Below are 21,579 nucleotides of genomic sequence, written 5' to 3' on the forward strand. Positions count from 1 at the left end.
AACGATAGGCAACAGTCTGGCAGACAGCCGCCCTTCATGGGCAGGCAGGTTCCCGCCAACCGCACCATGCCATCATGTTGATTCCTCACGCTTCCCCTCATTGCCTTGTCTTTCCTCTGACCTTCCCCTAGTGTCTGGGATGTGCAAGCGCGGGGAGCGAGTATCCGCAGCAAGCGCGAACAGATGGGTTACGGCCTACGGCGGTTCGCTGCCCAAGTCAGTGTCTCTCCCTCGCACTTGTCCCGGATCGAACGAGACCAGCGCGGCGCTCAGCCCGAGGTCCTGGTTCGCATCGCACAGGGGCTGAACGTCGCGATCGACGACATCACCCAAGAGGAAAAGGAGGGGAAACCATGAGCAACAGCTATGACCTGCCGCCCGTCCTCGGGATCAGGGAAGCGGCCAAATACATCGGTCGCACCACCAAGGCCATGTACTGCCTCCGCGACCGACGCACGGGGCCGGCCAGCTTCAAGGCTGGTGGCCGAGTTGTCTACCGCGTCGCTGCCCTCGACGCATGGCTGGCTGCGTACGAGGCCAAGGACTCCCGGTCGAACTCGGAGCTGGACCCCACCCGTCTGGCCCCCGAGCCGCGTCGCTCCACACGTCGCCAGCCGCTCGCCGCCTGACCTGCCCTCAGACATGGGTCGGGCCGCCCCTTGGCGCTAACCCGGGACGGCCCTGGCCCACCGATCACCTCGAACTCACGAAGGAGGCAGGCCGTGATCCACGAGCCTACCCGCATCGATCTCCTCCCCAAGCCCCCCGTGGTCGACCGCCGCCGACCGCTGCTCATGGCCGGCCTGGCCCTGGCCGAGCACGTCACCGCCATGGCGGTGCTGCCCACCTGGATCAAGGTCGAGTGCCCGGCTGGCGCGACCGAGGCCATGGTCGTCGCCTACTGCGACCACGACCTGGCGCCGCTCCACGACTGGCAGTTCCGGTTCGGCGGCGACATGCACCACCAGCTCACCGAGACCTCGTGCCGCACGCAGGTGATCAGCACCCTGACCGGCGTCGCCTTCGACGCGCCGTTCCGCATCTGGACCGTCCGGGACGTCCAGCACACGCCGACGGCGTGCTGCGCGGAGCTGGCCCTCGCCGAGTGGTGGGTGGCGGAGCACGGGGCCCCGCCGGAGTGGACCGAGCCGGTCCGCAAGCAGTACGTGACCGCGCTGGTCGAGCTGCGGGCGGAGCTGGCCCTGTGATCGCCAATGGACCGGCAGAGCCGGGGCCCACGCTGGCCGGCGCCCTCGCCACCTTCCTGCTCGAGCAGGCCACCACCAACCTCCTCGACCCGATCGAGGACATCGAGGTGGTCGACGCGGAGACCCTGCGCCTGATCACCCGTCCCGTCAGCCCCGACGTGTGGGCGTCCTGGTGCCACCTGCTCATGGTCGAGGACCACCGCACCACCTGGCGCGGCACGTTCGTCACTGCCCACGGCTCCTGGGACGACATCCACGTGGTCCTCGTGGGCCACGGAATCGCCAGCTGGGTCCGCCCGACCAAGGCAGTGGAGGCCGGCCTGTGAGCTGGCTCCTGTTCTTCGCCGTGGTGGTCCTGCTCGGTCTGGCTGCGGCCTGGTCTGAGGAGCGCATCACCGAGCGCCGCCGCGAGGCCGAGCGCCAGGCCGTCCACACCGCCCTCGCCCGCTTCCCCCGCCAGAAGAGGAACCCCCGATGACCGCGTTCACCTTCGCCCCGGCCACCCGCGAGCAGGCCCGGGCCCGCATCGGCCTCCAGGGCCCCGCCGGTTCCGGCAAGACCATGACCGCGCTCCTGCTCGCCCAGCGGCTCGCCGACGGCGGCCAGTTCGGCGTCATCGACACCGAGCGCGAGTCCGCCCTCACCTACGCCCCCGTCCCCGGCCGCCCCGACCTCGGCGGCGTCCCCTTCCTGCACCTGCCGCTCGACAACTACGACCCGCGCAACCTCATCGAGGCCGTGAAGGCCGCCACCGCCGCCCAGCTCCCGGTCATCGTCGTGGACTCCTGGTCGCACTTCTGGAACGGCAAGGGCGGCCTCCTCGAGATCGTGGAGAAGGCTGGCAACGAGAAGGGCGCCGGCGGGACCTTCGGCGGCTGGCGCAAGGGCAACCCCATCGAACAGGACATGCTCGAGGCGCTGCTGAACTTCTCCGGGCACGTCATCGTGACCATGCGGACCAAGGGTGACTACAGCATCGAGGGCAAGAAGGTCACCAAGCTCGGCGTGAAGGCGATCCAGCGCGAAGGCGCCGAGTACGAACTCGGCCTGATCATCGACATGGTCGAAGGCACCGGCACCATCACCAAGACCCGGTACCAGCCCCTCGAGGGCCTGACGATCCATCACCCGGGCGGCGAGTTGGCGGAGACGATCCTCGAGCAGCTCGGCCAGGGAGTCGACCCGGTCGCCGCGATCCTGGACGACCTGCTGGCTGACGGCCTGACGTACCAGGGTGCGCTCGACCTCCACGCCCGGGCCAAGGGCCGCAACCTGCTCGAGCACGCGTCGCTGAACCCGAAGACGGGTGAGCCGTCCACGCTGGGCGCGGTCATCGCCGAGTTCGGCAAGGCGTTGAAGCTCGCTGCGGTGCCGACCGCGCCGTCCGGACCGGCGGCCGAGGTGCCCCGGCCGACCCCCGTGAGCGCCACCGCCCAGGCCGGTCCGGAGCCCGCCACCGCGCCGCAGATGAAGCGAATCCACGCCGCCCTCGGGGGTGCCGGAATCGTCGGGCGCAACGAGCGACACGAGATCCTCGGCGCCATCGTCGGCCGCCCGATCACCACCGCCAACGAGCTCACCAAGGCGGACGCGGGCGACGTCATCGACGCACTCGACGCCGCGGCCACCCAGCCCGACCCGGCCGCGTGGCTCCGCGACATGGCCGCGCGCACCGGCCACGCCGACGCCGCCTGACCCACCCCGAACCGGCGGGGCCGCGCACCCCTCCCCATGCGCGGCCCCGCCCACCACACCCAGGAAGGAGGAACACATGGTCACCCCCACCCCCGAACAGACCGAGGCGATCGCCTCGTACGGCGACGGCATCGACCTGGTCATCCAGGCCGGCGCCGGGTGCGGAAAGTCGAGCACCCTCAAGCTCATCGCCCGCGCGGACTCCCGCCGCCGCATGGCCCTCGTCGCCTACAACCGAAGCACCGCCGCCGACGCCAAGCGCTCGTTCCCCGCCAACGTCACCGCGAGCACCGGACACGGCCTCGCCTTCGACCCCCGCTACCTGCCCCGCATCCAGCGCCCGCGCCAGACCGCCCTCGCCGCGGCCCAGGCCCTCAACATCGACCGCCTCACCGGCGGCATCCAGCGCATCCCCACCGACCTCGGCCACGTCAAGGCCATGACCAGCAAAGTGGTGATGCGGGCGGCCCTCGAGACCGTTGAGCGCTACTGCCACTCGGCAGACGACGACCTCGAGATCCGGCACATCCCCCGGTACGACGGCCTGACCAACGGTCACGCCCTGACGGCCCTCGCGGGCCTGGTCCTCCCGGTCGCCCGGGCCGCCTGGGCCGACCTCAAGCGCGAGGACGGCGTCCTCAAGATGTCCCACGACCACTACCTCAAGCTGTGGGCCCTCGGCCGGCCCCGCCTGGCGGCCGACGTCGTCCTCCTCGATGAGGCCCAGGACACCAACGACGTCCTGGCGAAGGTGCTGCTGGACCAGGACCACGCCCAGCGCGTGGCGGTCGGCGACTCCGCCCAGCAGATCTACGGCTGGCGCGGCGCGAAGGACGCCCTGGCCACCTTTGAGCGGGACCTCGGCGCCCAAGTCGCCACCCTGTCCCAGTCGTTCCGGTTCGGCCCGGCCGTCGCCGAGGCCGCCAACCGCTGGCTGTACCTGGTCGGTACCGGGATGCGCCTCACTGGCTGGGATGAGTGGGACAGCACCATCGGCCCGATCGATGAGCCGGACGCCATCTTGTGCCGCTCCAACTCCGGCGCGGTGGGTGTCGTCCTCGAGGCCCTCAAGGCCGGACGGAAGGTCGCCCTGGTCGGCGGCGGGGGCGACATGCAGCGCCTCGCCTGGGCCGCCCGCGACCTTCAAGCGGGCAGGCCCACCGACCACCCCGAGCTGATCGCGTTCCCGTCCTGGCAGGCCGTGCGCGAATACGCGGCCGAGGAGGACGGCAGCCTCAAGACCCTGGTCGGGCTGGTGGACGACTACGGCCCCGAGCACCTCGCAGACGCGGCGGACGCCCTCGCCTCCGAGGACGCGGCCGAGCTGGTCGTCAGCACCGCGCACAAGGCCAAGGGCCGCGAGTGGACCAGCGTCCGAATCCACGGTGACTTCCGGGCCCCGAAGCCTGACCCGCGGACGGGCCTGCGGGTGCTCCGCCGGGAGGAGGCCCGCCTCGCGTACGTCGCGGTCACCCGGGCCCGCCTCCGCCTTGACGACAGTGCCCTGTCCTGGGTGAGCACCGTCTCGGCCGTCAGCGACTGACGGCCCGACAGATGACCATCGCCGCCCTGCGCGCCCTCATCGACAGCGCGCTCACCGACACCCACCAGCGACCCGCCAGCACGGGAGGACCGAGCACCGTGGACACCCAGACCGCCGTCGCCGTCTCCATGTACCGGGACGGCGAGACCGTCCCCGTCATCACTCGGGCCACCGGCCTGACCCAGGACCAGATCGGCGCCGCCGTCGCCGCTTCGGGGACTCTCTTCGTGGCCGGCCGCACCGACTCGACTCCGCCACCGGCGTCCACCGCCGGACCGACCCGGTCGCTGACCCCCGCCGAACTGATCACCTGGGGCATGCAGCACGACAGCCCCCGCATGCACCGGCTCGCCGACCAGGCCCGGACCGCGCTCGCCGACCTCCAGCAGGCCCAACGCCGGGCCGCAGTCGTCGCGGCCGCCGAAGCCCAGGTGCAGCAGGCCCGGCAGCAACTCGCTGACGCCGAGCAGGCGTTGCGCTCCGCCAAAGGCACGCGCGCCGCGACGGTCCCGGCCGGGCCCAAGCCTGACCGCGCGATGTACGGCCAGATCCGGGCCTGGGCCAGCGAGAACGGCCACCGGGTCGCCGTCGCCGGCGTGATTCCCCGCCACGTCGTGGACGCGTACCACGCCGCCCAGGAGGCCAGCCGTGCTGCGTGACCTCCTCGCCCGACGGATCGGCCGCATCGACTGGCCGTTCCCGGCCCTCGAGCTGGCCCCACCTGGGGGCCCCGGCTGGTTCATCACGCGCCTGCCGCGCTGGCCGCACTGACCTGCTGGGCTCGACCGGATGCCACCGGGCCGGCCGAGCCCAGCACCAACCCCCGCACCCCAACCGAAGGACCGCTGAACGTGGGAATCCGCCTGATCGTCGAGGCGATGGACACGCCTCTGACGCTGACGCACCGGGAGGCGCGACTCCTCCACGTGCTGGCGGAGGACGCGAACGACGAAACCGGCCTGACCTGGAGCAGTGTCCAGGACCCCAAGATCCTGCGCCGGTCCGGACTCTCCCGCACCCAGCTCTACGACGTAATCACCGCGCTCACCGAGAAGGGGGCGCTCGAGAAGACCACCGCCGGTCAGCGCGGCTCAGCTGCCAAGTACCGCCTGACGCCTCAGTGTTCCGCTGGGCGGGACGCTGAAACAGAGCCTCAGAGTTCCGCTGGACGGGACCCTAAAGGCCGGTTCAGCGTCCCGCTGGACGGGACGCAAAACCCCTCACCGCGTCCCGCTGGACGGGACACGGTAGACCCGGAAAGGGTCCCGCTGGGCGGGACGCAAAACCCCGGAAAGGGTCCCGCTGGACGGGACGAAAGCGTCCCGCTGGACGGGACCCCTACTCCTCTACTCCCTAAAAGAGATATCTCTCTCGCCCCGCCGACACCTGGCCCCCCGCCGCCGGTCGCCGAGGAGTTCGCCACCTTCTGGACTCAGTACCCCCGCAAGATCCAGAAGGCCGACGCGCAGAAAGCCTTCGCGGCTGCCCTCAAGGCCGGCACCACCGCCGAGCACCTCACCGCCATGGCCATCCGCCACCGCGCGCACTGGACCGCCGAAGGCCGCCAGCCCCAGTTCGTCCCGTACCCCGCCAGCTGGCTCCGCAAGGGCAGCTACGACGACGAGCTGATCACTCCCCAGCCCGCCGGGCCCCAGCAGCCCGCCAGCCAGACCTACGCAGACCGAGGGATCTTCTGATGACCACCGCCACCGACCTTCCCCCGCTCGACACCCACCACGGCCTCGAGCCCGAGACCAGCTACGGCCCAGTCCCCGACGCGGAGTTCACCCGCACCGAGCCCAACGACCTCCTGGTCGAACAGGCCTGGCTCGGCCGCGTCGTACTGGCCCACGACTCCCGCCGAGCCCTCACCAGCTCCCGCCTCGCGGCCAGCGACTTCTACCGCCTCGGCCACGCCCTGATCCTCCAGGCCCTCGAGCAGCTCGCCGAGACCACCGAGCCCATCGACCCGTTCAGCCTCGCCGCCATCCTCGATGCCCGCGGGGACCTCCGCCGCATCGGCGGCCGCGACTACCTCAACGCCTGCATCCAGGCGGCCAACATCGGCGGCACCACCGACTGGCTCGCCGCCCGCATCCAAGACCTCGCCCTCCGCCGAGCACTCGTCCAGGCCGGCGCCGCGATCCGGGAGCTCGGGTTCACCCCCGAGAACCCCAAGCAGGTCACGTTCTTCGGCGCCGAACTCGCCGAAGACGCCGTCCAGATGATCCGGGCCGTACGCGACGCCGGCCGCGCCTCCGGAGATACCCCCGTCACCGACCTGATCGACTTCCTCCAGACCGAAGACGAAGGCCACGACTGGGCCGTACCCGGCTACCTCGAGCACGGCGACCGCGTCATCTGGACCGCAGGCGAAGGCGGCGGCAAGTCCGTCCTCCTCCGCCAGATCGCGATCTGCGCAGCCGCCGGCGTCCTCCCCTTCGACGGCCGCGTCTCCGAGCTCGGCCCCAAGCGCGTCCTTGTCCTCGACTGCGAGAACAACGCCCGCCAGTCCCGCCGCCACTACCGCAGCCTCACCAACATCGCCGCCGCCAAGCACACCCCCGTCCGACGCGGCCAGTTCCACCTCGACCTCCGCCCCGAAGGCGTCGACCTCACCCGGGCAGAAGGCCGCTCCTGGCTCATGCGCCGAGTCGAGGAGGTCAAGCCGGACCTGCTGATCGTCGGCCCGATCTACCGCCTGCACACCGGCGACCCGAACTCGGAGGAGCACGCCCGCAAGGTCACCGTGGCCCTCGACCAGGCCCGCCTGGTCGCCAACTCCGCCATGGTCCTCGAGGCCCACGCCTCCAAGCCGTCGGGGTTCGGCCCCCGCAGCCTCGCCCCCACCGGCAGCAGCCTGTGGCTCCGGTGGCCCGAGTTCGGCATGGGCCTCCGACCGGTCGAGGACGAGCGCTCCGCCCAGGACGACCGGGCCCGCCGCATCGTCCCCTGGCGCGGTGCCCGCGACGAACGACAGTGGCCGGCCTTCATCCGCCAGGGCTACAAGGGCGACTGGCCCTGGACCGCCTACACCCCCATCGACACCGACCGCTTCACCGGCCACTCACCCACCGGAGCCATCTCGTGAGCTTCACCTTCCGCCGCTGGCTCAGCTGGCAGAACGTCCCCACCCAGCGCCACGGCATCGGCATGGTCGGCACCTTCCACGCCCCCACCGCCCTCCGCCGAGCCTCCCAGCGGGTCACCGAACCCTGGAACAGCCCCACCGAGCTCCTCGACCGCCTGGGCGCCGAAGACGACTGGTACCGCCGCCTCATCACCGAGGCAGCCGACCAGTACGACCTCGCCTTCCGCCGCGCGATCGGCCCCCGCAACGGCCCCCACACCGCCGACCGCACCACCATCTGGACCCGCGTCATCGGCGGCCACCACTACCTCTTCTGGGCCTGGCACGACCGCCTCGACATCCACCTCGTCACCAACAACGACCAGCCCCCCACCCGCATCCACACCTACCGCAAGGACACCCGATGAGCCTGCCCACCATGACCGGCGTCGCCCGACTCGTCGCCGACCCCGAACTCCGCTTCACCCCCAACGGCCACGCCGTCACCAAAATCCGCCTCGCCTTCAACAGCCGCCGCCTCAACAAGCAAACCGACCAGTGGGAAGACGGCGACACCTTCTGGATCGAAGGATCCGCCTGGCAGCAACTCGCCGAGAACACCGCCGAGACCCTCACCAAGGGCATGGAGGTGCTGGTCTCCGGCGAACTCCGCACCGAGAGCTGGGAGAAGGACGGCCAGAAGCACCAGCGCCCCGCCCTCCTCATCCGCTCCATCGCCCCCAACCTCGCCTACGCCACCGCCAAGGTCACCAAGGCCACCCAGCAGACCCAGCAGCAGGGCGGACGTCCCCAGCAGGCCCAGCAGCCCCGCCAGCAGCCCCAGAACGACGCCTGGAACTCGAACACCACCCCGCCCAACTCCCAGGCCTGGGGCAACGACGAACCGCCCTTCTAGACCCCGCCACAGCCCGGGCGGGACCACCCCMCCCGCCCGGGCGCCCAACCGGTCCCGCCGCACCCCGCGCGCCTGTCCAGACCCGCTGCCGGTTCGGCCGGCTGACCCAGGAGACACCCGCCATGAACCCCATCCGTGAGATCACCGTCGACCACTGGGCCATCGAGCTGGACAGCGGCGAAAGCCTCCGCGCACTCAACCTCGGCGACGCCGTAGAGCTCGACGCCAGCACCAGCTACCCGGGCATCTGGATCGCTGCCGAGTTCATCGGCGAGTTCCGCGAGGCCGTTCGCCTCCAGGCCGGAGCCGACATCGAGGACTGCTCGGCCGCCGGAGTGGGCTGCCAGTTCACCGGCACCCGGCACGCGCATCCCGTGGACTCGGCCGGCCAGTTCCACGCCGCCCCTGGTGGCGCTCCCATCTTGGCCTGACCCGCCCGTCCCGGGGCCGCCACACAGTGGCCTCGGCAACCCGCCGAAGGAGCACCGTGCCCGCCACCGCCGTCCACGACCGCACCTGCACCCACCTCGCCGACACCTCCGCCTGCTGCACCTGCCCCACCCGCACCGCCGCCGAGTGGCAGCTCACCGAGGCCAACCTCTGGGCCCTGTGCGAGCGCATCGAGCCGAGCAAGCCGCACTACCGCCCGGCCGACCCCGGGACCAAGACCAGCGTCGTCCCCGACGGCCTGACCATCTGGCCTCACGGATTCCGCATCTGGGTGCGCTTCGGCGACACCATCCGCCGCGACAGCACCGGCCGGTACACCGTCCAGCACAGCAGCACCTCATGACCTGGACCCAGGCGTACCTCGCCACGATCCCCGCCCTGTGGGTGGCCGGCGTGTTCGTCATCGCGATCTGCCGAGCCGCCGCCCTCGGCGACCAGGAGGCCGAGCACGACCGCACTGACGCCCCGTCAACCGACCACTGACGCCCCACCACCACTTCGAGGAGCTCCCGTTGACCAGCGCCCCCGCCACAACCGCCCAGCACCTCCGCCACATCGCCACCCACTGGACCGACCTCCGCGACCTCCTCACCACCCGCCCCGCCGACACCTGGCCCCCCACCATGGGCCTCACCCACTACGCCCCCGACGAGGACACCATCACCCTCCAGCGCCAGGCCGCCGCCGCCGAGTGGGCCGAGCGCACCGCCCTCGCCCCCGGCATCCGGCCGGCACCCCTCCGCGTCTCCGTGCTCGACACCATCACCGAGCTGGAGACCGAGCTCCTCGAGCTGGCCGACCAGGTCGCGGGCAGCATCCAGCGGCCGGCCTTCACCATCCGCGCCGCCAGCCCCCTGGACGAGGTGGCCCGCTCCGTCGCGATGATGAGCGCCAAGGACGCCAACGACCCCCGCCGGTGGCGCTTCAACCTCACACCGCACCGCACCGGCCGGGCCGCCGCCGGGTGGCTCGCCTCGCGCCTCCTGGGAGCCGAGGGACCGTTCCGCGCCCTCTCCGACGCCGAACAGCAGCACGTCGCCGCCGTCGCCCGCAGCATCCGCCGACGCTTCGACCAGGCCCTCGGCGACGCCCCCCGCCGAGCCCCCACCCCGTGGCCCTGCCAGTGCGGCGGGACCTTCGACGTCGTCGCGCACGCCGGCGCCGAGGACGCCGCAATCCAGTGCGACCGCTGCCCCACCAACGTCACCATGAGCGCCCTGATCGACCGGCTCAACACCGCCGGATGAGCCTCCGCGGGCGGCCCGCCAGCCGACAACTGGCGGGCCCCCTCACCCCGTTCAACGCACTGAACACCACCGCCCCGGAGCCCCTCATGAACCCGACCGTCGGCAACCTCTACGACACCCAGCTGCACGGCCTCCCCGGCCTCGACGGCTGGACCATCGGCGCGTTCTCCACCGTCCTGGACACCGACGGCCGCACGGTCCTGCTCTCGGTCCGTTCCCGCCCAGGCAGCGTCCAGTTCTTCGCCACCGGCACCCTGACCACCAGCTCGGACGACACCCGGCTCACCATCACCGACCTGGTCACCACCGGACTCCGCCCCAGCCGTATGGTCCTGACCAGCACCGTCGGGACAGCAAGCAGCCTGGACGCAGTCGCCCGAGCAGCGTCCACCGCACTGAACGCTCTCGCCCCGCACCTCGCCGCCAGCCGCCAGGGTGAGCCGCTCGGCCTCGAGGCGGTGCCCGCCCTCGAGCGTGAGATCGCCGACGCTGCCCTGTACCGCGAGCTGGCCGACACCGCGCTGAACGCCCGAAACGACCTGCTCCGGCGGATCGGTGGACGTGTTCAGCCCGCTGTACTGATCGCCCGCACCGGCCTCTCCAAAGCGTCCATCTCCGCACTCACCCGACCGAGCGACGCGAGCGCGGCCGCCCAATCAACCTGACCCCGAGCGGCCATCATGGTCGCCATGGACGACTGCACCGCCACCGGCACCACCCAGCTCGACGGCCACATCTACGCCACGATCTGCAACGAGCCCGCCCACCCGGGTGCCCAGCACGAGGACCTGGTGCTCGGCCCCTGGCAGGACCCGCCCGCCGACCAGTAGTTGACGGACCGCCACCCTGTGATCCACACTGGCCCCAAGTCCGGCGTGCCCGGATACAGAACCTCACCGAGAGCCCCGCAGCCGAGCAGCAGCTGCGGGGCTCTCGGCGTTCCCAGACCCGGCGGCGCGGAAGTGCTGATGCAGTGTCCGGACAGCGCAGGTGTGCACACCCTGCCCGCGCCGCCGCCCCTCTCCCGTAGGAGGCCCGCTGTGCAGCCCACCATCGGCCGCATCGTCCACTACACCCTCACCGACCAGGACGCCGCCGCGATCAACAAGCGCCGCGACGACTTCCGCGCCCACCAGCGCACCATCGCGAAGGCTGCCGACCCTGGCCAGCCCGGAGCCACCGGCCACATGGCCCACGTCGGCAACCATGCGGAGGCCGGCCAGACCTTTCCCGCCATGATCGCCCGGATCTGGGACACCAACCCCGCGCCGGGCTGCAACCTCCAAGTCGTCCTCGACGGCACCGACACCTACTGGGCCACCAGCCGCCACGAGGGCACCGAGCCCGGCAACTGGGCCTGGCCGCCCCGCATCTGACCCACTGGAGGCACCGTGAGCACCCCGTACAGCTGGGAAACCGCAGCCGCAGTCTCCCTCGGCTACACCGACGCGGGCTGGATCGAGCGCTCCGGCGGCCCGGCCGATGACCTCATCGCCAGCTACTGCAACGCCGCCATCGAGGAACGGTCGGACGCCATGTTCTGCGACCTGCGGGACAACTTGGCGGCCCTCCGCCGCGACCTCCACATCCCTTCGATCGGCACCGTCCGGATCTACTGCGTCGGGGACAGCATCACCGCCGGGTCGCTCTCTCCCGACGGCATGGGCTACCGCTCCTGGCTCGCCGACTTCCTCGACCGCCGGCACATCACCAGCACGCTGAGCGTCTGCGCCTACCCCGGGCAGACCCTCGCCTACGTCGCGCCCATCGCCGTCGCCCAACTGCCTGCCGTGCAGCCCGACATCGTCCTCATCCACCTCGGCACCAACGAGGCCATGCAGAACGACATGACCAACTGGTCGTCCCGGCTCGGCACGTTCGTCGACCAGATCCTCGCCTCCTCGCCGACCATCCGGGTCGCCGTCGCCCGCATCGAGCAGGGCCGCGACGCCGCCACCGCCGCCCGCGAGACCACCATCAACACCTGGGTCGACCAGGTCGTCGCAGCCCGGAAGGGCACCGGCCGGGTCGTCACCGCCGACATGACCGGCATCCCCTCCCGCTGGACGTCCGACGGCACCCACCCGCTCCCCTCGGGCCACCGAGGCATCGCCGAACGGTGGCTCGCCGCCATCAACCCGTGGCTGCCCCAGACCCCGTGACGATCGAGGAGGTCCCCGTGGCAGCCGACATCGGAAGCCTCCCGATCTACATGCGCGTCAGCGGCGCCTCCGAGGTCGAGATCGGCACCATCGAACTCGACCCTGACGCCGCCGGGACCTACACGCTCACCATCGACCACATCGCCGACGCCCTCGAACAGGCCGCTGCCGCCCTTCGAGCCCGCGCAGAGGAGTAAGCCCGTGCCCGAACAGGACGAGCCCGCCCGGCCGCCGGTCCCCACCGACGGCTTCTGGTTCTGGGCCACCGACACTCGCCGTTGGGCGCCCTGCGACCAGGACGACCCGCGCGGCCACGACGGCGAAGGACTCGAACACCCCAAGACCCTCGCCTGACCCATCCGGGAGGTGACCATGCCCCCCGCGAAGAAGAAGCCCAACCCGGTGACCGCCGCCGAACACACCGAGATCCTCCGCCGCCACGCCGCCGGCGAGACCCGCAACGGCATCGCCCGCGAGATGCACCGCTCCGGCCAGGTCATCTCCCGCATCGTCGCCGAGGCCGGCCACACGTTCGCCCGCTCCGGCGAAGTCGTCGCAGCCACCCAGGCCCGCCGCATCGACCTCGAATCCCGACGGGTCGACCTCGCCCACGACCTGCACCGCGACGCCGAGCGCCTCCGCGCCCAACTCTGGCAGCCACACCTGTACTTCGACTGGGGCGGCAAGGATCACGATTACGACGAGCGGACCATGCCCGAGCCCACCCCCGCCGACAAGCGGGCCCTGATGTCAACCGCCGGGCTCGCCCTCGACCGCTCCCTCAAGCTGGTCCCGCCGACCTCTGACGGTGGCGCCGAGGCAGCCCGCTCGATGATGGGCCGCCTGATGACCGGCCTGGCCGAGGTGTACCGCGAGCAGCAGCTCGGCGACGGCGAGGGGGGCGGTGATGCGCCCTGATTTGCCGCTCAGCCCGAGGCAGATCGCCAGCATCGTGGAGTCCCAGCACCGGATCAACGCCTGGGAGGGCTCGGTCCGTTCGGGCAAGACCATCGCGTCGCTGCTGCGGTGGCTCGGCTACGTAGCCGATGCCCCCCTCGGCGGCGAGCTGGTCATGGTCGGCCGCACCCGCGATTCCCTGAGCCGGAACGTGTTCGCGCCGCTGACCAACCCGGTGCTGTTCGGGGAGATGGCCCAGCAGGTCCACTACACCAACGGCGCGCCCACGGCGACGATCCTGGGCCGCACCGTCCACGCTCTCGGCGCCAACGACGCCCAGGCCGAGCCGAAGGTCCGCGGACTCACCTGCTCGGGCGCGTACGTGGACGAAGCCACCACCCTGCCGCAGACGTTCTTCGACCAGCTCACCGCCCGGTGCAGCGTCGAAGGCTCCAAGATCTTCCTGACGACCAACCCCGACAACCCGGGTCACTGGCTGCGGAAGAAGTACCTGCTGCGGCCGGCCGAGACCCGGCTCCGCTCCTGGCACTTCACCCTGGACGACAACCCGCACCTGCCCACCGACTACGTCGCCTCCCTCAAGTCGATGCACACCGGGCTGTTCTACCGCCGCAACATCCTCGGGCACTGGGTCCAGTCCGAGGGCGCGATCTACGAGGCGTTCGACCCGGACCGGCACGTCGTGGACGAGCTCCCGCCGATCACCCGCTGGCTGTGCGTGGGTATCGACCATGGCACCGTCAATCCGTTCTCGGCGATCCTGCTGGGGCTCGGGGCGGACGGGTGCCTGTACGCCGCGTCCGAGTGGCGCCACGAATCCCGTACCGCCAACCGGCAGATGACCGACCTGGAGTACTCCGCCGCGATCGGTGCATGGCTCGGCGAGCTCGGCGTCCGGCCGGAGTGGATCGTCGTAGACCCCTCCGCCGCGTCGTTCATCGAGCAGCTGCACCGCGACGGCTTCCACCCCGCCGGCGCCGACAATGCGGTGAAGGACGGCATCCAGACCACCGCGTCGCTGTTCGCCGCGGGCAAGTTGAAGGTGCACCGCTCCTGCGTCGGCCTGATCGAGGAACTCCCCGGCTACTCCTGGGATGACGAGGTCGCCCTGGCCAAGGGCGAGGACAAGCCGATCAAGGTCGATGACCACTCGTGCGATGCCCTGCGGTACGCGATCCGCACCACTGAGGCCCTGTGGCGCGCGTACGTCCAACTCACCCTCGCTGCCTGACCGAAGGAGGTCGCCGTGCCGCTGCCCACCGCTGACACCCCGTGGCCGCCGACCGCCGCCCCGATTGCCCAGTCCCTCGCCGATTGGGACGCCTGGTTCTCCTGCTCCGCCGACCGCCTCGCCGCCCGCTACGACAACCGCACCGACCGCCAACTGCCCGGGACGTTCGCCTCCCAGTACCGCGGCGGCCTGGTCGGCTCCGTCGCCCGCTGGTTCTGGGGCGAGCCCATCAGCCCGAACCGCTCCGAGTCCAAGGTGCACGTCCCGATCGCGGGCGACATCGCCCGTGTCTCGGCCGGCCTCCTGTTCTCCGAGCCGCCCAAGCTGACGGCCCTCAACAAGCCAACCCAGCAGCGTCTTGACGAGCTGACGCCCCAACTACACCCGGCGCTCGCCGAGTCCGCCGAGGAGGGCGCCGCGCTCGGCGGCACCTACCTGCGGGTCGTGTGGGATGACAGCGTCTCGGACCGGCCCTGGGTCGACTCGGTGGCCGCCGACTGCGCCGCTCCGGAGTTCTCGTACGGGCGGCTTCGCGCGGTGACGTTCTGGCAGGTCGTCGGCGGCTCCGGCCACACGGTGTACCGGCACCTGGAGCGGCACGAGCGCGGCGTCATTTTCCACGGGCTCTACCAAGGCACCAGCTCCAGCCTCGGTCAAGCTGTCCCGCTCACCGAGAGTCCGGCCACCGCCCCGCTCGCCAAGCAGGTCGACGCCCAGGGCGCCATCGACACCGGCGCCCCCGACCACCTGACCGCCGTCTACGTGCCCAACATGCGGCCCGCCCGGGCCTGGAGGCATGTACCGGCCGCTCGCGGCTGGGGCCAGTCCGACTACCAGGGCGTCGAACCGCTGATGGACATGCTCGACCAGACGTACTCCAGCTGGCAGCGGGACATCATCAACGGACTGGGCCGGATCATCGCCCCGAACTCGATGCTCCAGTCCCTCGGGGCCGGTCAGGGCGCCGCGTGGGACTCGTCCAAGTCGGTGTTCACCGGCCTGGACATGCTCCCGCGAGCAGGCGACTCGAACCCGCTGACCGTCGTGCAGTTCGCGATCCGGGTCAAGGAGCACTCAGACACCTCGAACGGCCTGGTCGAGCAGATCGCCCGTCAGGCCGGTTACTCCGCCGCGACCTTCGGCGCCACTTCGGACGGCCAGGCGGTCACCGCTACCGAGATCAAGGCCAGAGAGCGCCGCTCGATGGCCACCCGGGCCCGCAAGGCCCTCTACTGGGGCCCTGGCCTTAGCGACATCGTGGCCGCGCTCTTGGCGGTCGAGGCCGGGCCCCGATTCGGCGTGGACGGCATCACCGTGGAGGACCCGGCGGTCGAGTTCCAGGACTCCATCAGCGACTCCCCACGGGAGATGGCCGAGACGGCCTCGTTCCTGCGGCAGGCCGAGGCCGCGTCCACGGAGACCCTGGTGCGGATGCAGCACCCGGACTGGGACGACAAGCAGGTGAGCAAGGAGACGGACGCGATCCTCGCGGAGTCCGGCCGGGCCGTCACCGACCCGGCCGCCCTCGGCGACGAACCCCCAGTGCCCGCCTGAGCGAAGGGGGAGCAACGTGCCGACCTCCCCCGCTGACGGTGAGGACCTCGCCCGCGCGATCGGCGTGCTGTACCAGGACGCTGAGGTTGCGCTCCTGGAGCTGCTGGCGCGCGCGCTCGCGGCCGGCATGGAGTCGCCCCTGTGGGCAGAGTTGAAACTCCGTTCGATCGGCGACCTGCGGACCGCGGTTGAAGAGGTGACCGACGGGCTGCAGCAGGACGCCAGCGGAGCGATCAGCCGGGCTCTCGTGCAGGCGTACGAGCGCGGCGGCCAGGCAGCGGTGGCCGAGCTCGGGATGCTCGGGGAAGGACATCGGGCCGCCGCCGAGCGGGAGCTGCCGAACGCCGCGTCGCTGGACCGCCTTGCGGCGGCCGTCGTCTCCGAACAGCAGCCCGTGTACCGGCGGATTCTGCGGGCGATCCCGGACGCGTACCGGGCGATCGTGTCCCGGGTGTCCGGCGGGGTGCTGCTGGGCGGGCAGACACGGCGTCAGGCCACCCAGCGGGCACTCGACCAGTTCGCCCAGCGCGGCGTCACAGGGTTCGTCGACTCGGCCGGCCGCTCCTGGCAAATGGCGTCCTACGCCGAGATGGCAGTGCGCTCGGCCACCGGCCGGGCGGCGATCGCCGGGCACCTCGACCGCCTCCAGGCGCTCGGCCAGCAGCTCGTCATCGTCTCCGACTCACCTCTTGAGTGCCCCCTGTGCCAACCCTGGGAGGGGGAGATTCTGTCGATCAACGGGCAGGCCGGGCCCCACACTCTCCATCTTGAGCACGCGATCGAGGACGGCCGCGCGGTCACCGTCCACGTCGCCGGATCGCTGGCCGAGGCACGCGGTCAGGGCCTCTTCCATCCGAACTGCCGCCACAACCTGACCGTCTACCTGCCCGGAGTCACCACCCGGCCGAAGTCACCGCCCTACCCGAGCGGCGCCACCTACGAGGACACGCAGCGCCAGAGGTACTACGAGCGTCAGGTCCGCAGCTGGAAGCGACGCCAGGCTGTCGCCCTTGACGACACCGCTCGGCGGATGGCCGGCGCCCGGGTGCGCCAGTACCAGAAGCTGATCCGGGACCTCACGGCCGAGAAGGGCCTGAGGCGCAAGCCCGAGCGTGAGCGGCTCACCACCGGAACCGCGACGCCGGGTCGCCCGCTGGACGCTGCCCGGGTACGGGTGGGCGGCGAGACCCTGCGACGGATGTCCGATGAGGAACTGGGCGCCGCCATCAGCGCCGGAACCCTGACCCCTGAGGACCTCGCGAAGGTCCAGGCCGAGGCGGACCGCCGCGACGTCGAGCAGCTCCTGACCCGGGTCCGGCCCGGTGGCCGTCTGCTCGGCGACCTGACCGGAGTGGGAGACGAGGACCTCGGCCGCGCCCTGCCGCACCTGACGCCCGATCAGGCCCTCCGCGTGGCAGCGGAGATGGACCGGCGCGACGTCGACGCTGCTCTGCCTGGAGCACGCCGGGACCTGATCGGCCTGTCCGACCAGCAGCTCGGCGAGCGCGCCCGACACGCGACCGGGGACGAGCTGGCCGCGGTTGCCGCTGAGGCTGACCGCCGCGAGCTCCTCGCCCGCGCGTTCCCGAACGGCCTGCTGGCCGACGACCTGACCGACCTGGACGACGACACGCTCGGCTGGGCCGTGCGCTACGCAGACGCGGCAGCGGCTGGGCGGATCGCCGCCGAGCTGGACCGCCGTTACCCGGTCGCCGAGCCGCCGGCGCACGGTGCCGCGACCGTTGCGGGACAGCTCGCCGACCGGGCCGCCGCCGACGCCGCCATGCAGCCCCTCGCCCCTGCTGAGGACTGGGCGCATCTCGCCACCGACCCCGACCCGCACGAGGGCCTGGACGCCGCCGCACAGTGGCTGGCCGACCGCGAAGCGGCCGAGCTCGCCAACAAGGGTGCCTTCACTCGCGAGCAGGTCCGGGAGCTGTACGCGGAGCACGTGTACGCGCAGTGGCTGGATGCCGAGGACTGGTGCCGCGGCTACCTGCTCACCAAGAAGGCCGAACGGGCCGGAGTCGACGCACGGTCGCTCTTCTCCGGACCGTCGCACATTGCCTACGCCAGGGCATCGGAGGAGTTGAAGCGGTACTGGTCAGAAGTGGCCCCCCGCTTGACACTTGCCGAGTACAGTGAGCACCTGACCGGCATTCGGTCGGCCGCCGCTGACACTGCGCGGAAGGCCAAGAACGATGCTGACAACCGCTTCTGAGGAGAAGCCCATGGGATTCCGCGAAGAAGGCGTCCAGGCCATGCAGGACGGCATCGCGGCCGCAGCCGCTGGCCGGTCCGTCACGGCATGCCCGCACCCGCGCGGTTCCATGCTCCGCACCTTGTGGGTGCGTGGGTACGCGAAGGCCGCGCCCCGCCCCGCCGAGGACTAACCACGCGGCACCGCAGCTGATCTGAAGGGCCCGCCCCCGACCTAGGGACGGGCCCTTTGCAGTGCCCTGCCGGCGACGTTCGGCGCACCGTTGATGCCGAGGTCCGCCAGTACCAGGGCCGAATCCGGGAGCTCACCGCCGCGAAGCAACTGCCCCGCAAGAGCCAGCGCGAGCAGATCGGCGCCGCTCGCTGAATCCGCCTGCTACTTGGTGCCTCTCAAGTTGACGATGATCTCGTAAGCCCGGGCGAAGTTGGCGGCTGCATCCCCAGTGAGTTGATTGGGCGACGTTGCGCACTTCTTGATCGCCTCCAGAAGTGCCACCCGAGCGGCAGTCCTAAGCGCGTTCTCGTCCTCAGCACCAGTTGTCATGGTCGGCAAGCTAATGCCGTCAGCCCAGTGCGGCTGTAGACACGCCGCCCCAAATCCACCGGCGCCACCCGCACGGGTCAACGCCGGAACCCGAAACGGGAGAACACGATGCAGCACACCCCTTTCCGGCACCCGCTCGCCTCGGTGGCGGCGGGCACCGTCCTTGGCCACCGGCGCGACGGCCGTCCCATCTACCCGATCGCGGGTGGCAACGGCGAGGGCGAAGGCGCCGGCGTCACCCCGCCCGCCGGTGACCCGACTCCGCCGCCGGTCCCGCCCGTTACGCCGCCCGCAGGTGACACCACCGACTGGAAGGCCCAGGCCCGCAAGTGGGAGGACCGGGCCAAGGCCAACTCGAAGGCCGCCGACGACCTTGCCGCGCTCCAGAAGCAGGCGATGACCGATCAGGAGAAGGCCGTTGTGGACGCGGAGGCGAAGGGCCGCACGGCCGCCGCCGCCGACTACGGCACCAAGCTGGCCGCCGCCGAGTTCCGCGCCGCAGTCGCCGCCGCTGGCCTCGTCCTGGGTGAGGCCGCCGACCTCATCGACACCACCCGGTTCGTAGGCAAGGACGGCGAGGTCGACACCGACGCCATCACCACCGCAGTGAAGAAGCTCGCCAAGCTCGCGCCCGCGCGCGGGGCCGGCCGCTCTGGTGGGGACTTCGGCGGAGGCTCCGGCGACACCGCCGCCTCGATCGACAAGCAGATCGCCGACGCCACCGCGAAGCGCGACTTCGCGACCGTCATCCGACTCAAGCGGCAGAAGGCCGCCCAGAGCTGACCCCGATAGGAGGTTCCCATGGCCGGTATCACCGGACTGGCGACCACGTTCGATCTCCCCAACTACGCGGGGGAGTTGTTCGCCCTCACCCCGGCCGACACCCCGTTCCTGTCCGCCATCGGTGGCCTGACCGGCGGCGGCATGACCTCCGGGGTCGAGTTCGAGTGGCAGACCTACGACCTGCGCGACCCCTCCCAGCGCACCCGAGTCGAGGGCGCGACCGCACCGACCGCCGAGGAGCGGGTCCGGGCGAACGTGCGCAACGTCGCCCAGATCCACCAGGAGAAGGTCAGCGTCTCGTACACCAAGCAGGCTACGGCCGGGATGATGACCACTCCGGGCTCCGCGCCCTACCGTGGCGTGGACGGCTCCAACCCGGTCAATTCGGAGCTGGACTGGCAGGTCCAGCAGGCACTCAAGTCGGTCGCGCTCGACGTGAACTACTCGTTCATCAACGGCGTGTTCGCTAACCCGACGACCAACGGCACCGCCCGCAAGACGCGCGGCATGCTGGCCGCGATCACGAGCAACCGGATCGCCAAGGGTGTCACCACCACCGGCGCGACCTCGGCGACCGACACGATCACCGCGACCGGTCATGGCCTGGTGGACGGTGACCGGATCGTGTTCACCGCGACCGGCGCCGCGACCGGCATCGTGGCCGGCCGGGCGTACTACGTCGACCAGATCGACGCGAACACCTTCAAGGTCAGCACCTCCAGCGGCGGCGCCGCGATCACCCTGGGCACGGCGACCGGCCTGGCCTACACCAAGCCCTGGGCGACCGCGCTCACCACCGACCACGTCTCCGACCTGCTCCAGCTGGCCTACGACAACGGCGGCATCTCCGAGCAGGCGACCGCGACCCTGGTCGTCAACTCGGCCCAGCGCCGGGCGGTCACGAAGGCGTTCGCCTCGGCGTACGGGCAGTTCCAGGAGACCAGCCGCAGCGTCGGCGGCGTCGCGGTCGACACGATCATCACGGACTTCGGCACCCTCAACGTGATGATGGACCGCCACACCCCCCAGGACACCATCATGGTGGCGTCGCTGGAGCAGTGCCGGCCCGTCTTCCTGAACGTCCCGAACAAGGGGGTGTTCTTCGAGGAGCCACTGGCCAAGACCGGCTCCAGCGACGAGGTCCAGCTCTACGGCGAGATCGGCCTGGAGTACGGCAACGAGAAGGCCCACGCCGCGATGACCGGGCTCAAGCTCTGATGGCCGCCACGTACGAGCGGGGCTCGGGCGGGCACATCGCCGAGCGGTTGCGCCCGGTCCCCGGCAGCGAGCACGAGGCGGAGCTGGAGGCCCTGGCAGCCGACCCGGCCTCGGGCTGGCGGCGCATCCCCGATGCCCCCGCCGAGGTCGAGCCCGAGACGCCGAAGACCGAGGAGCCCGCGGCTCCGGTCGTGCCCGAGCAGCCCATCACCGAGGAGCCCGCAGCTCAGCCGGAGTCTCCGGCTGGCGAGTCCAAGCCCGAGGCTGCCCCGGCGGCCAAGTCGACCGCGAAGAAGGGGAGTTCCTGATGGCTCTCGTGAACACCAGCCTGCGGGTCCTCGCGGCTGCGACCCAGACCAATCCCCTGGATCTGGTGACCGGCCGGGCCCCGCTGGACCTGGACGCGACGATCTCGCTCGGGTCCGGCACCGGCGCGAACCAGGCCGACATGATCTGGTCCGACCAGCGGACCCTCGCCGTGTCTGCCACCGAGGACCTCGACCTCGCTGGGGTCCTGGTCGGGGCGTTCGGTACGACGCTCACGTTCGCCCGGGTCAAGGGCATCATCGTCCGCGCCGCGGCTCTGAACACCAACGCGGTCGTGGTCGGCGGTGCCGCGAGCAACGCCTTCGTGAACTGGGTCGCTGACACCACCGACAAGGTCAACGTCCGTCCGGGCGGGGTGTTCGCGCTGTTCGCTCCGGACGCCGTGGGCTACCCGGCGACGGCCGGCACCGGGGACCTGCTGCGGATCGGAAACGGCGGGGCCGGTACGTCGGTCACGTACGACATCGTCATCATCGGCGCGAGCGCGTAGGAG

General features: G+C 71.2%; 32 protein-coding genes. All 32 read left to right on the forward strand.

Annotation, left to right across the window (positions count from 1 at the left end):
* The first annotated feature begins 141 nt into the window (after positions 1 to 141).
* The 32 genes from ACXJMZ_RS01215 to ACXJMZ_RS01370 all read left to right on the forward strand — a co-directional run bounded on the left by ACXJMZ_RS01215 (position 142) and on the right by ACXJMZ_RS01370 (position 21,576).
* On the forward strand, positions 142 to 357 hold the full coding sequence (locus ACXJMZ_RS01215) for a helix-turn-helix domain-containing protein (protein WP_457028072.1): 216 nt from the start codon (positions 142 to 144) through the stop codon (positions 355 to 357).
* On the forward strand, positions 354 to 629 hold the full coding sequence (locus tag ACXJMZ_RS01220) for a helix-turn-helix domain-containing protein (RefSeq protein ID WP_457028073.1): 276 nt from the start codon (positions 354 to 356) through the stop codon (positions 627 to 629). The genes ACXJMZ_RS01215 and ACXJMZ_RS01220 overlap by 4 nt, the downstream gene beginning before the upstream one ends.
* Before the next feature lie 93 nt (positions 630 to 722).
* Complete coding sequence (locus tag ACXJMZ_RS01225) at positions 723 to 1,208, forward strand: hypothetical protein (RefSeq protein ID WP_457028074.1); 486 nt, start codon at positions 723 to 725, stop codon at positions 1,206 to 1,208.
* Positions 1,205 to 1,534 (forward strand): hypothetical protein, encoded by a 330-nt coding sequence (locus ACXJMZ_RS01230; protein ID WP_457028075.1) that lies wholly within the window; start codon positions 1,205 to 1,207, stop codon positions 1,532 to 1,534. Before ACXJMZ_RS01225 ends, ACXJMZ_RS01230 begins: the two co-directional genes overlap by 4 nt.
* Positions 1,531 to 1,686 (forward strand): hypothetical protein, encoded by a 156-nt coding sequence (locus tag ACXJMZ_RS01235; protein ID WP_457028076.1) that lies wholly within the window; start codon positions 1,531 to 1,533, stop codon positions 1,684 to 1,686. Before ACXJMZ_RS01230 ends, ACXJMZ_RS01235 begins: the two co-directional genes overlap by 4 nt.
* Complete coding sequence (locus ACXJMZ_RS01240) at positions 1,683 to 2,903, forward strand: AAA family ATPase (RefSeq protein WP_457028077.1); 1,221 nt, start codon at positions 1,683 to 1,685, stop codon at positions 2,901 to 2,903. Before ACXJMZ_RS01235 ends, ACXJMZ_RS01240 begins: the two co-directional genes overlap by 4 nt.
* Positions 2,904 to 2,979: 76 nt before the next feature.
* A complete protein-coding gene (locus tag ACXJMZ_RS01245; protein WP_457028078.1) occupies positions 2,980 to 4,446 on the forward strand; it encodes a UvrD-helicase domain-containing protein in 1,467 nt (488 codons plus the stop codon).
* A gap of 11 nt (positions 4,447 to 4,457) precedes the next feature.
* Complete coding sequence (locus ACXJMZ_RS01250) at positions 4,458 to 5,105, forward strand: Lsr2 family DNA-binding protein (RefSeq protein ID WP_457028079.1); 648 nt, start codon at positions 4,458 to 4,460, stop codon at positions 5,103 to 5,105.
* Positions 5,095 to 5,217, forward strand: a complete 123-nt coding sequence (locus ACXJMZ_RS01255; RefSeq protein WP_457028080.1) for a hypothetical protein — start codon at positions 5,095 to 5,097, stop codon at positions 5,215 to 5,217. The genes ACXJMZ_RS01250 and ACXJMZ_RS01255 overlap by 11 nt, the downstream gene beginning before the upstream one ends.
* 80 nt (positions 5,218 to 5,297) lie before the next feature.
* Positions 5,298 to 6,143, forward strand: a complete 846-nt coding sequence (locus tag ACXJMZ_RS01260; protein WP_457028081.1) for a hypothetical protein — start codon at positions 5,298 to 5,300, stop codon at positions 6,141 to 6,143.
* Positions 6,143 to 7,537, forward strand: coding sequence for an AAA family ATPase (locus ACXJMZ_RS01265; protein ID WP_457028082.1), 1,395 nt, complete (start codon positions 6,143 to 6,145; stop codon positions 7,535 to 7,537). The genes ACXJMZ_RS01260 and ACXJMZ_RS01265 overlap by 1 nt, the downstream gene beginning before the upstream one ends.
* On the forward strand, positions 7,534 to 7,944 hold the full coding sequence (locus ACXJMZ_RS01270; protein WP_457028083.1) for a hypothetical protein: 411 nt from the start codon (positions 7,534 to 7,536) through the stop codon (positions 7,942 to 7,944). Before ACXJMZ_RS01265 ends, ACXJMZ_RS01270 begins: the two co-directional genes overlap by 4 nt.
* The gene (gene ssb, locus ACXJMZ_RS01275) at positions 7,941 to 8,432 is read left to right on the forward strand and encodes a single-stranded DNA-binding protein (RefSeq protein ID WP_457028084.1); all 492 of its coding nucleotides are present in this window, start codon (positions 7,941 to 7,943) and stop codon (positions 8,430 to 8,432) included. Before ACXJMZ_RS01270 ends, ssb begins: the two co-directional genes overlap by 4 nt.
* Positions 8,433 to 8,554: 122 nt before the next feature.
* A complete protein-coding gene (locus ACXJMZ_RS01280) occupies positions 8,555 to 8,863 on the forward strand; it encodes a hypothetical protein (RefSeq protein ID WP_457028085.1) in 309 nt (102 codons plus the stop codon).
* 56 nt (positions 8,864 to 8,919) lie between these two features.
* Positions 8,920 to 9,225: a hypothetical protein gene (locus ACXJMZ_RS01285; protein WP_457028086.1), complete on the forward strand. Its 306-nt coding sequence runs from the start codon at positions 8,920 to 8,922 to the stop codon at positions 9,223 to 9,225.
* A complete protein-coding gene (locus ACXJMZ_RS01290; RefSeq protein WP_457028087.1) occupies positions 9,222 to 9,365 on the forward strand; it encodes a hypothetical protein in 144 nt (47 codons plus the stop codon). Before ACXJMZ_RS01285 ends, ACXJMZ_RS01290 begins: the two co-directional genes overlap by 4 nt.
* Before the next feature lie 29 nt (positions 9,366 to 9,394).
* Entirely contained in the window at positions 9,395 to 10,129 is a 735-nt protein-coding gene (locus ACXJMZ_RS01295) for a hypothetical protein (protein WP_457028088.1), read from the forward strand.
* Positions 10,130 to 10,215: 86 nt separating this feature from the next.
* Positions 10,216 to 10,794, forward strand: a complete 579-nt coding sequence (locus ACXJMZ_RS01300) for a hypothetical protein (protein ID WP_457028089.1) — start codon at positions 10,216 to 10,218, stop codon at positions 10,792 to 10,794.
* A gap of 24 nt (positions 10,795 to 10,818) precedes the next feature.
* Entirely contained in the window at positions 10,819 to 10,959 is a 141-nt protein-coding gene (locus ACXJMZ_RS01305) for a hypothetical protein (protein ID WP_457028090.1), read from the forward strand.
* A 210-nt stretch (positions 10,960 to 11,169) separates the two neighbouring features.
* On the forward strand, positions 11,170 to 11,505 hold the full coding sequence (locus ACXJMZ_RS01310) for a hypothetical protein (protein WP_457028091.1): 336 nt from the start codon (positions 11,170 to 11,172) through the stop codon (positions 11,503 to 11,505).
* 15 nt (positions 11,506 to 11,520) lie between these two features.
* Positions 11,521 to 12,291 carry a GDSL-type esterase/lipase family protein gene (locus ACXJMZ_RS01315; protein ID WP_457028092.1) on the forward strand — a complete coding sequence of 257 codons (771 nt, stop codon included), beginning with the start codon at positions 11,521 to 11,523 and terminating at the stop codon, positions 12,289 to 12,291.
* Positions 12,292 to 12,308: 17 nt separating this feature from the next.
* The gene (locus tag ACXJMZ_RS01320; protein WP_457028093.1) at positions 12,309 to 12,488 is read left to right on the forward strand and encodes a hypothetical protein; all 180 of its coding nucleotides are present in this window, start codon (positions 12,309 to 12,311) and stop codon (positions 12,486 to 12,488) included.
* Positions 12,489 to 12,492: 4 nt separating this feature from the next.
* The gene (locus ACXJMZ_RS01325; protein WP_457028094.1) at positions 12,493 to 12,645 is read left to right on the forward strand and encodes a hypothetical protein; all 153 of its coding nucleotides are present in this window, start codon (positions 12,493 to 12,495) and stop codon (positions 12,643 to 12,645) included.
* Positions 12,646 to 12,663: 18 nt separating this feature from the next.
* The gene (locus tag ACXJMZ_RS01330) at positions 12,664 to 13,209 is read left to right on the forward strand and encodes a helix-turn-helix domain-containing protein (protein ID WP_457028095.1); all 546 of its coding nucleotides are present in this window, start codon (positions 12,664 to 12,666) and stop codon (positions 13,207 to 13,209) included.
* Positions 13,199 to 14,440: a PBSX family phage terminase large subunit gene (locus tag ACXJMZ_RS01335; RefSeq protein WP_457028096.1), complete on the forward strand. Its 1,242-nt coding sequence runs from the start codon at positions 13,199 to 13,201 to the stop codon at positions 14,438 to 14,440. Before ACXJMZ_RS01330 ends, ACXJMZ_RS01335 begins: the two co-directional genes overlap by 11 nt.
* Before the next feature lie 15 nt (positions 14,441 to 14,455).
* On the forward strand, positions 14,456 to 15,994 hold the full coding sequence (locus tag ACXJMZ_RS01340; RefSeq protein WP_457028097.1) for a phage portal protein: 1,539 nt from the start codon (positions 14,456 to 14,458) through the stop codon (positions 15,992 to 15,994).
* 16 nt (positions 15,995 to 16,010) lie between these two features.
* On the forward strand, positions 16,011 to 18,215 hold the full coding sequence (locus ACXJMZ_RS01345) for a phage minor capsid protein (protein ID WP_457028098.1): 2,205 nt from the start codon (positions 16,011 to 16,013) through the stop codon (positions 18,213 to 18,215).
* 10 nt (positions 18,216 to 18,225) lie between these two features.
* Entirely contained in the window at positions 18,226 to 18,387 is a 162-nt protein-coding gene (locus tag ACXJMZ_RS01350; RefSeq protein ID WP_457028099.1) for an Rmf/CrpP fold protein, read from the forward strand.
* A gap of 479 nt (positions 18,388 to 18,866) precedes the next feature.
* Positions 18,867 to 19,541, forward strand: a complete 675-nt coding sequence (locus tag ACXJMZ_RS01355; RefSeq protein ID WP_457028100.1) for a hypothetical protein — start codon at positions 18,867 to 18,869, stop codon at positions 19,539 to 19,541.
* Positions 19,542 to 19,559: 18 nt separating this feature from the next.
* The gene (locus tag ACXJMZ_RS01360) at positions 19,560 to 20,759 is read left to right on the forward strand and encodes an SU10 major capsid protein (RefSeq protein ID WP_457028101.1); all 1,200 of its coding nucleotides are present in this window, start codon (positions 19,560 to 19,562) and stop codon (positions 20,757 to 20,759) included.
* Entirely contained in the window at positions 20,759 to 21,067 is a 309-nt protein-coding gene (locus ACXJMZ_RS01365) for a hypothetical protein (RefSeq protein ID WP_457028102.1), read from the forward strand. The genes ACXJMZ_RS01360 and ACXJMZ_RS01365 overlap by 1 nt, the downstream gene beginning before the upstream one ends.
* Positions 21,067 to 21,576, forward strand: coding sequence for a hypothetical protein (locus ACXJMZ_RS01370; protein ID WP_457028103.1), 510 nt, complete (start codon positions 21,067 to 21,069; stop codon positions 21,574 to 21,576). Before ACXJMZ_RS01365 ends, ACXJMZ_RS01370 begins: the two co-directional genes overlap by 1 nt.
* Positions 21,577 to 21,579: the final 3 nt, after the last annotated feature.

This window comes from Kitasatospora sp. P5_F3 (assembly GCF_054049135.1).

Coding starts and splice junctions, on each gene's coding strand:
- ACXJMZ_RS01220 (WP_457028073.1), top strand. CDS start 354: ATGAGCAACAGCTATGACCTGCCGCCCGTCCTCGGGATCAGGGAAGCG.
- ACXJMZ_RS01240 (WP_457028077.1), top strand. CDS start 1,683: ATGACCGCGTTCACCTTCGCCCCGGCCACCCGCGAGCAGGCCCGGGCC.
- ACXJMZ_RS01245 (WP_457028078.1), top strand. CDS start 2,980: ATGGTCACCCCCACCCCCGAACAGACCGAGGCGATCGCCTCGTACGGC.
- ACXJMZ_RS01250 (WP_457028079.1), top strand. CDS start 4,458: ATGACCATCGCCGCCCTGCGCGCCCTCATCGACAGCGCGCTCACCGAC.
- ACXJMZ_RS01265 (WP_457028082.1), top strand. CDS start 6,143: ATGACCACCGCCACCGACCTTCCCCCGCTCGACACCCACCACGGCCTC.
- ssb (WP_457028084.1), top strand. CDS start 7,941: ATGAGCCTGCCCACCATGACCGGCGTCGCCCGACTCGTCGCCGACCCC.
- ACXJMZ_RS01280 (WP_457028085.1), top strand. CDS start 8,555: ATGAACCCCATCCGTGAGATCACCGTCGACCACTGGGCCATCGAGCTG.
- ACXJMZ_RS01290 (WP_457028087.1), top strand. CDS start 9,222: ATGACCTGGACCCAGGCGTACCTCGCCACGATCCCCGCCCTGTGGGTG.
- ACXJMZ_RS01300 (WP_457028089.1), top strand. CDS start 10,216: ATGAACCCGACCGTCGGCAACCTCTACGACACCCAGCTGCACGGCCTC.
- ACXJMZ_RS01305 (WP_457028090.1), top strand. CDS start 10,819: ATGGACGACTGCACCGCCACCGGCACCACCCAGCTCGACGGCCACATC.
- ACXJMZ_RS01330 (WP_457028095.1), top strand. CDS start 12,664: ATGCCCCCCGCGAAGAAGAAGCCCAACCCGGTGACCGCCGCCGAACAC.
- ACXJMZ_RS01335 (WP_457028096.1), top strand. CDS start 13,199: ATGCGCCCTGATTTGCCGCTCAGCCCGAGGCAGATCGCCAGCATCGTG.
- ACXJMZ_RS01350 (WP_457028099.1), top strand. CDS start 18,226: ATGGGATTCCGCGAAGAAGGCGTCCAGGCCATGCAGGACGGCATCGCG.
- ACXJMZ_RS01355 (WP_457028100.1), top strand. CDS start 18,867: ATGCAGCACACCCCTTTCCGGCACCCGCTCGCCTCGGTGGCGGCGGGC.
- ACXJMZ_RS01360 (WP_457028101.1), top strand. CDS start 19,560: ATGGCCGGTATCACCGGACTGGCGACCACGTTCGATCTCCCCAACTAC.
- ACXJMZ_RS01365 (WP_457028102.1), top strand. CDS start 20,759: ATGGCCGCCACGTACGAGCGGGGCTCGGGCGGGCACATCGCCGAGCGG.
- ACXJMZ_RS01370 (WP_457028103.1), top strand. CDS start 21,067: ATGGCTCTCGTGAACACCAGCCTGCGGGTCCTCGCGGCTGCGACCCAG.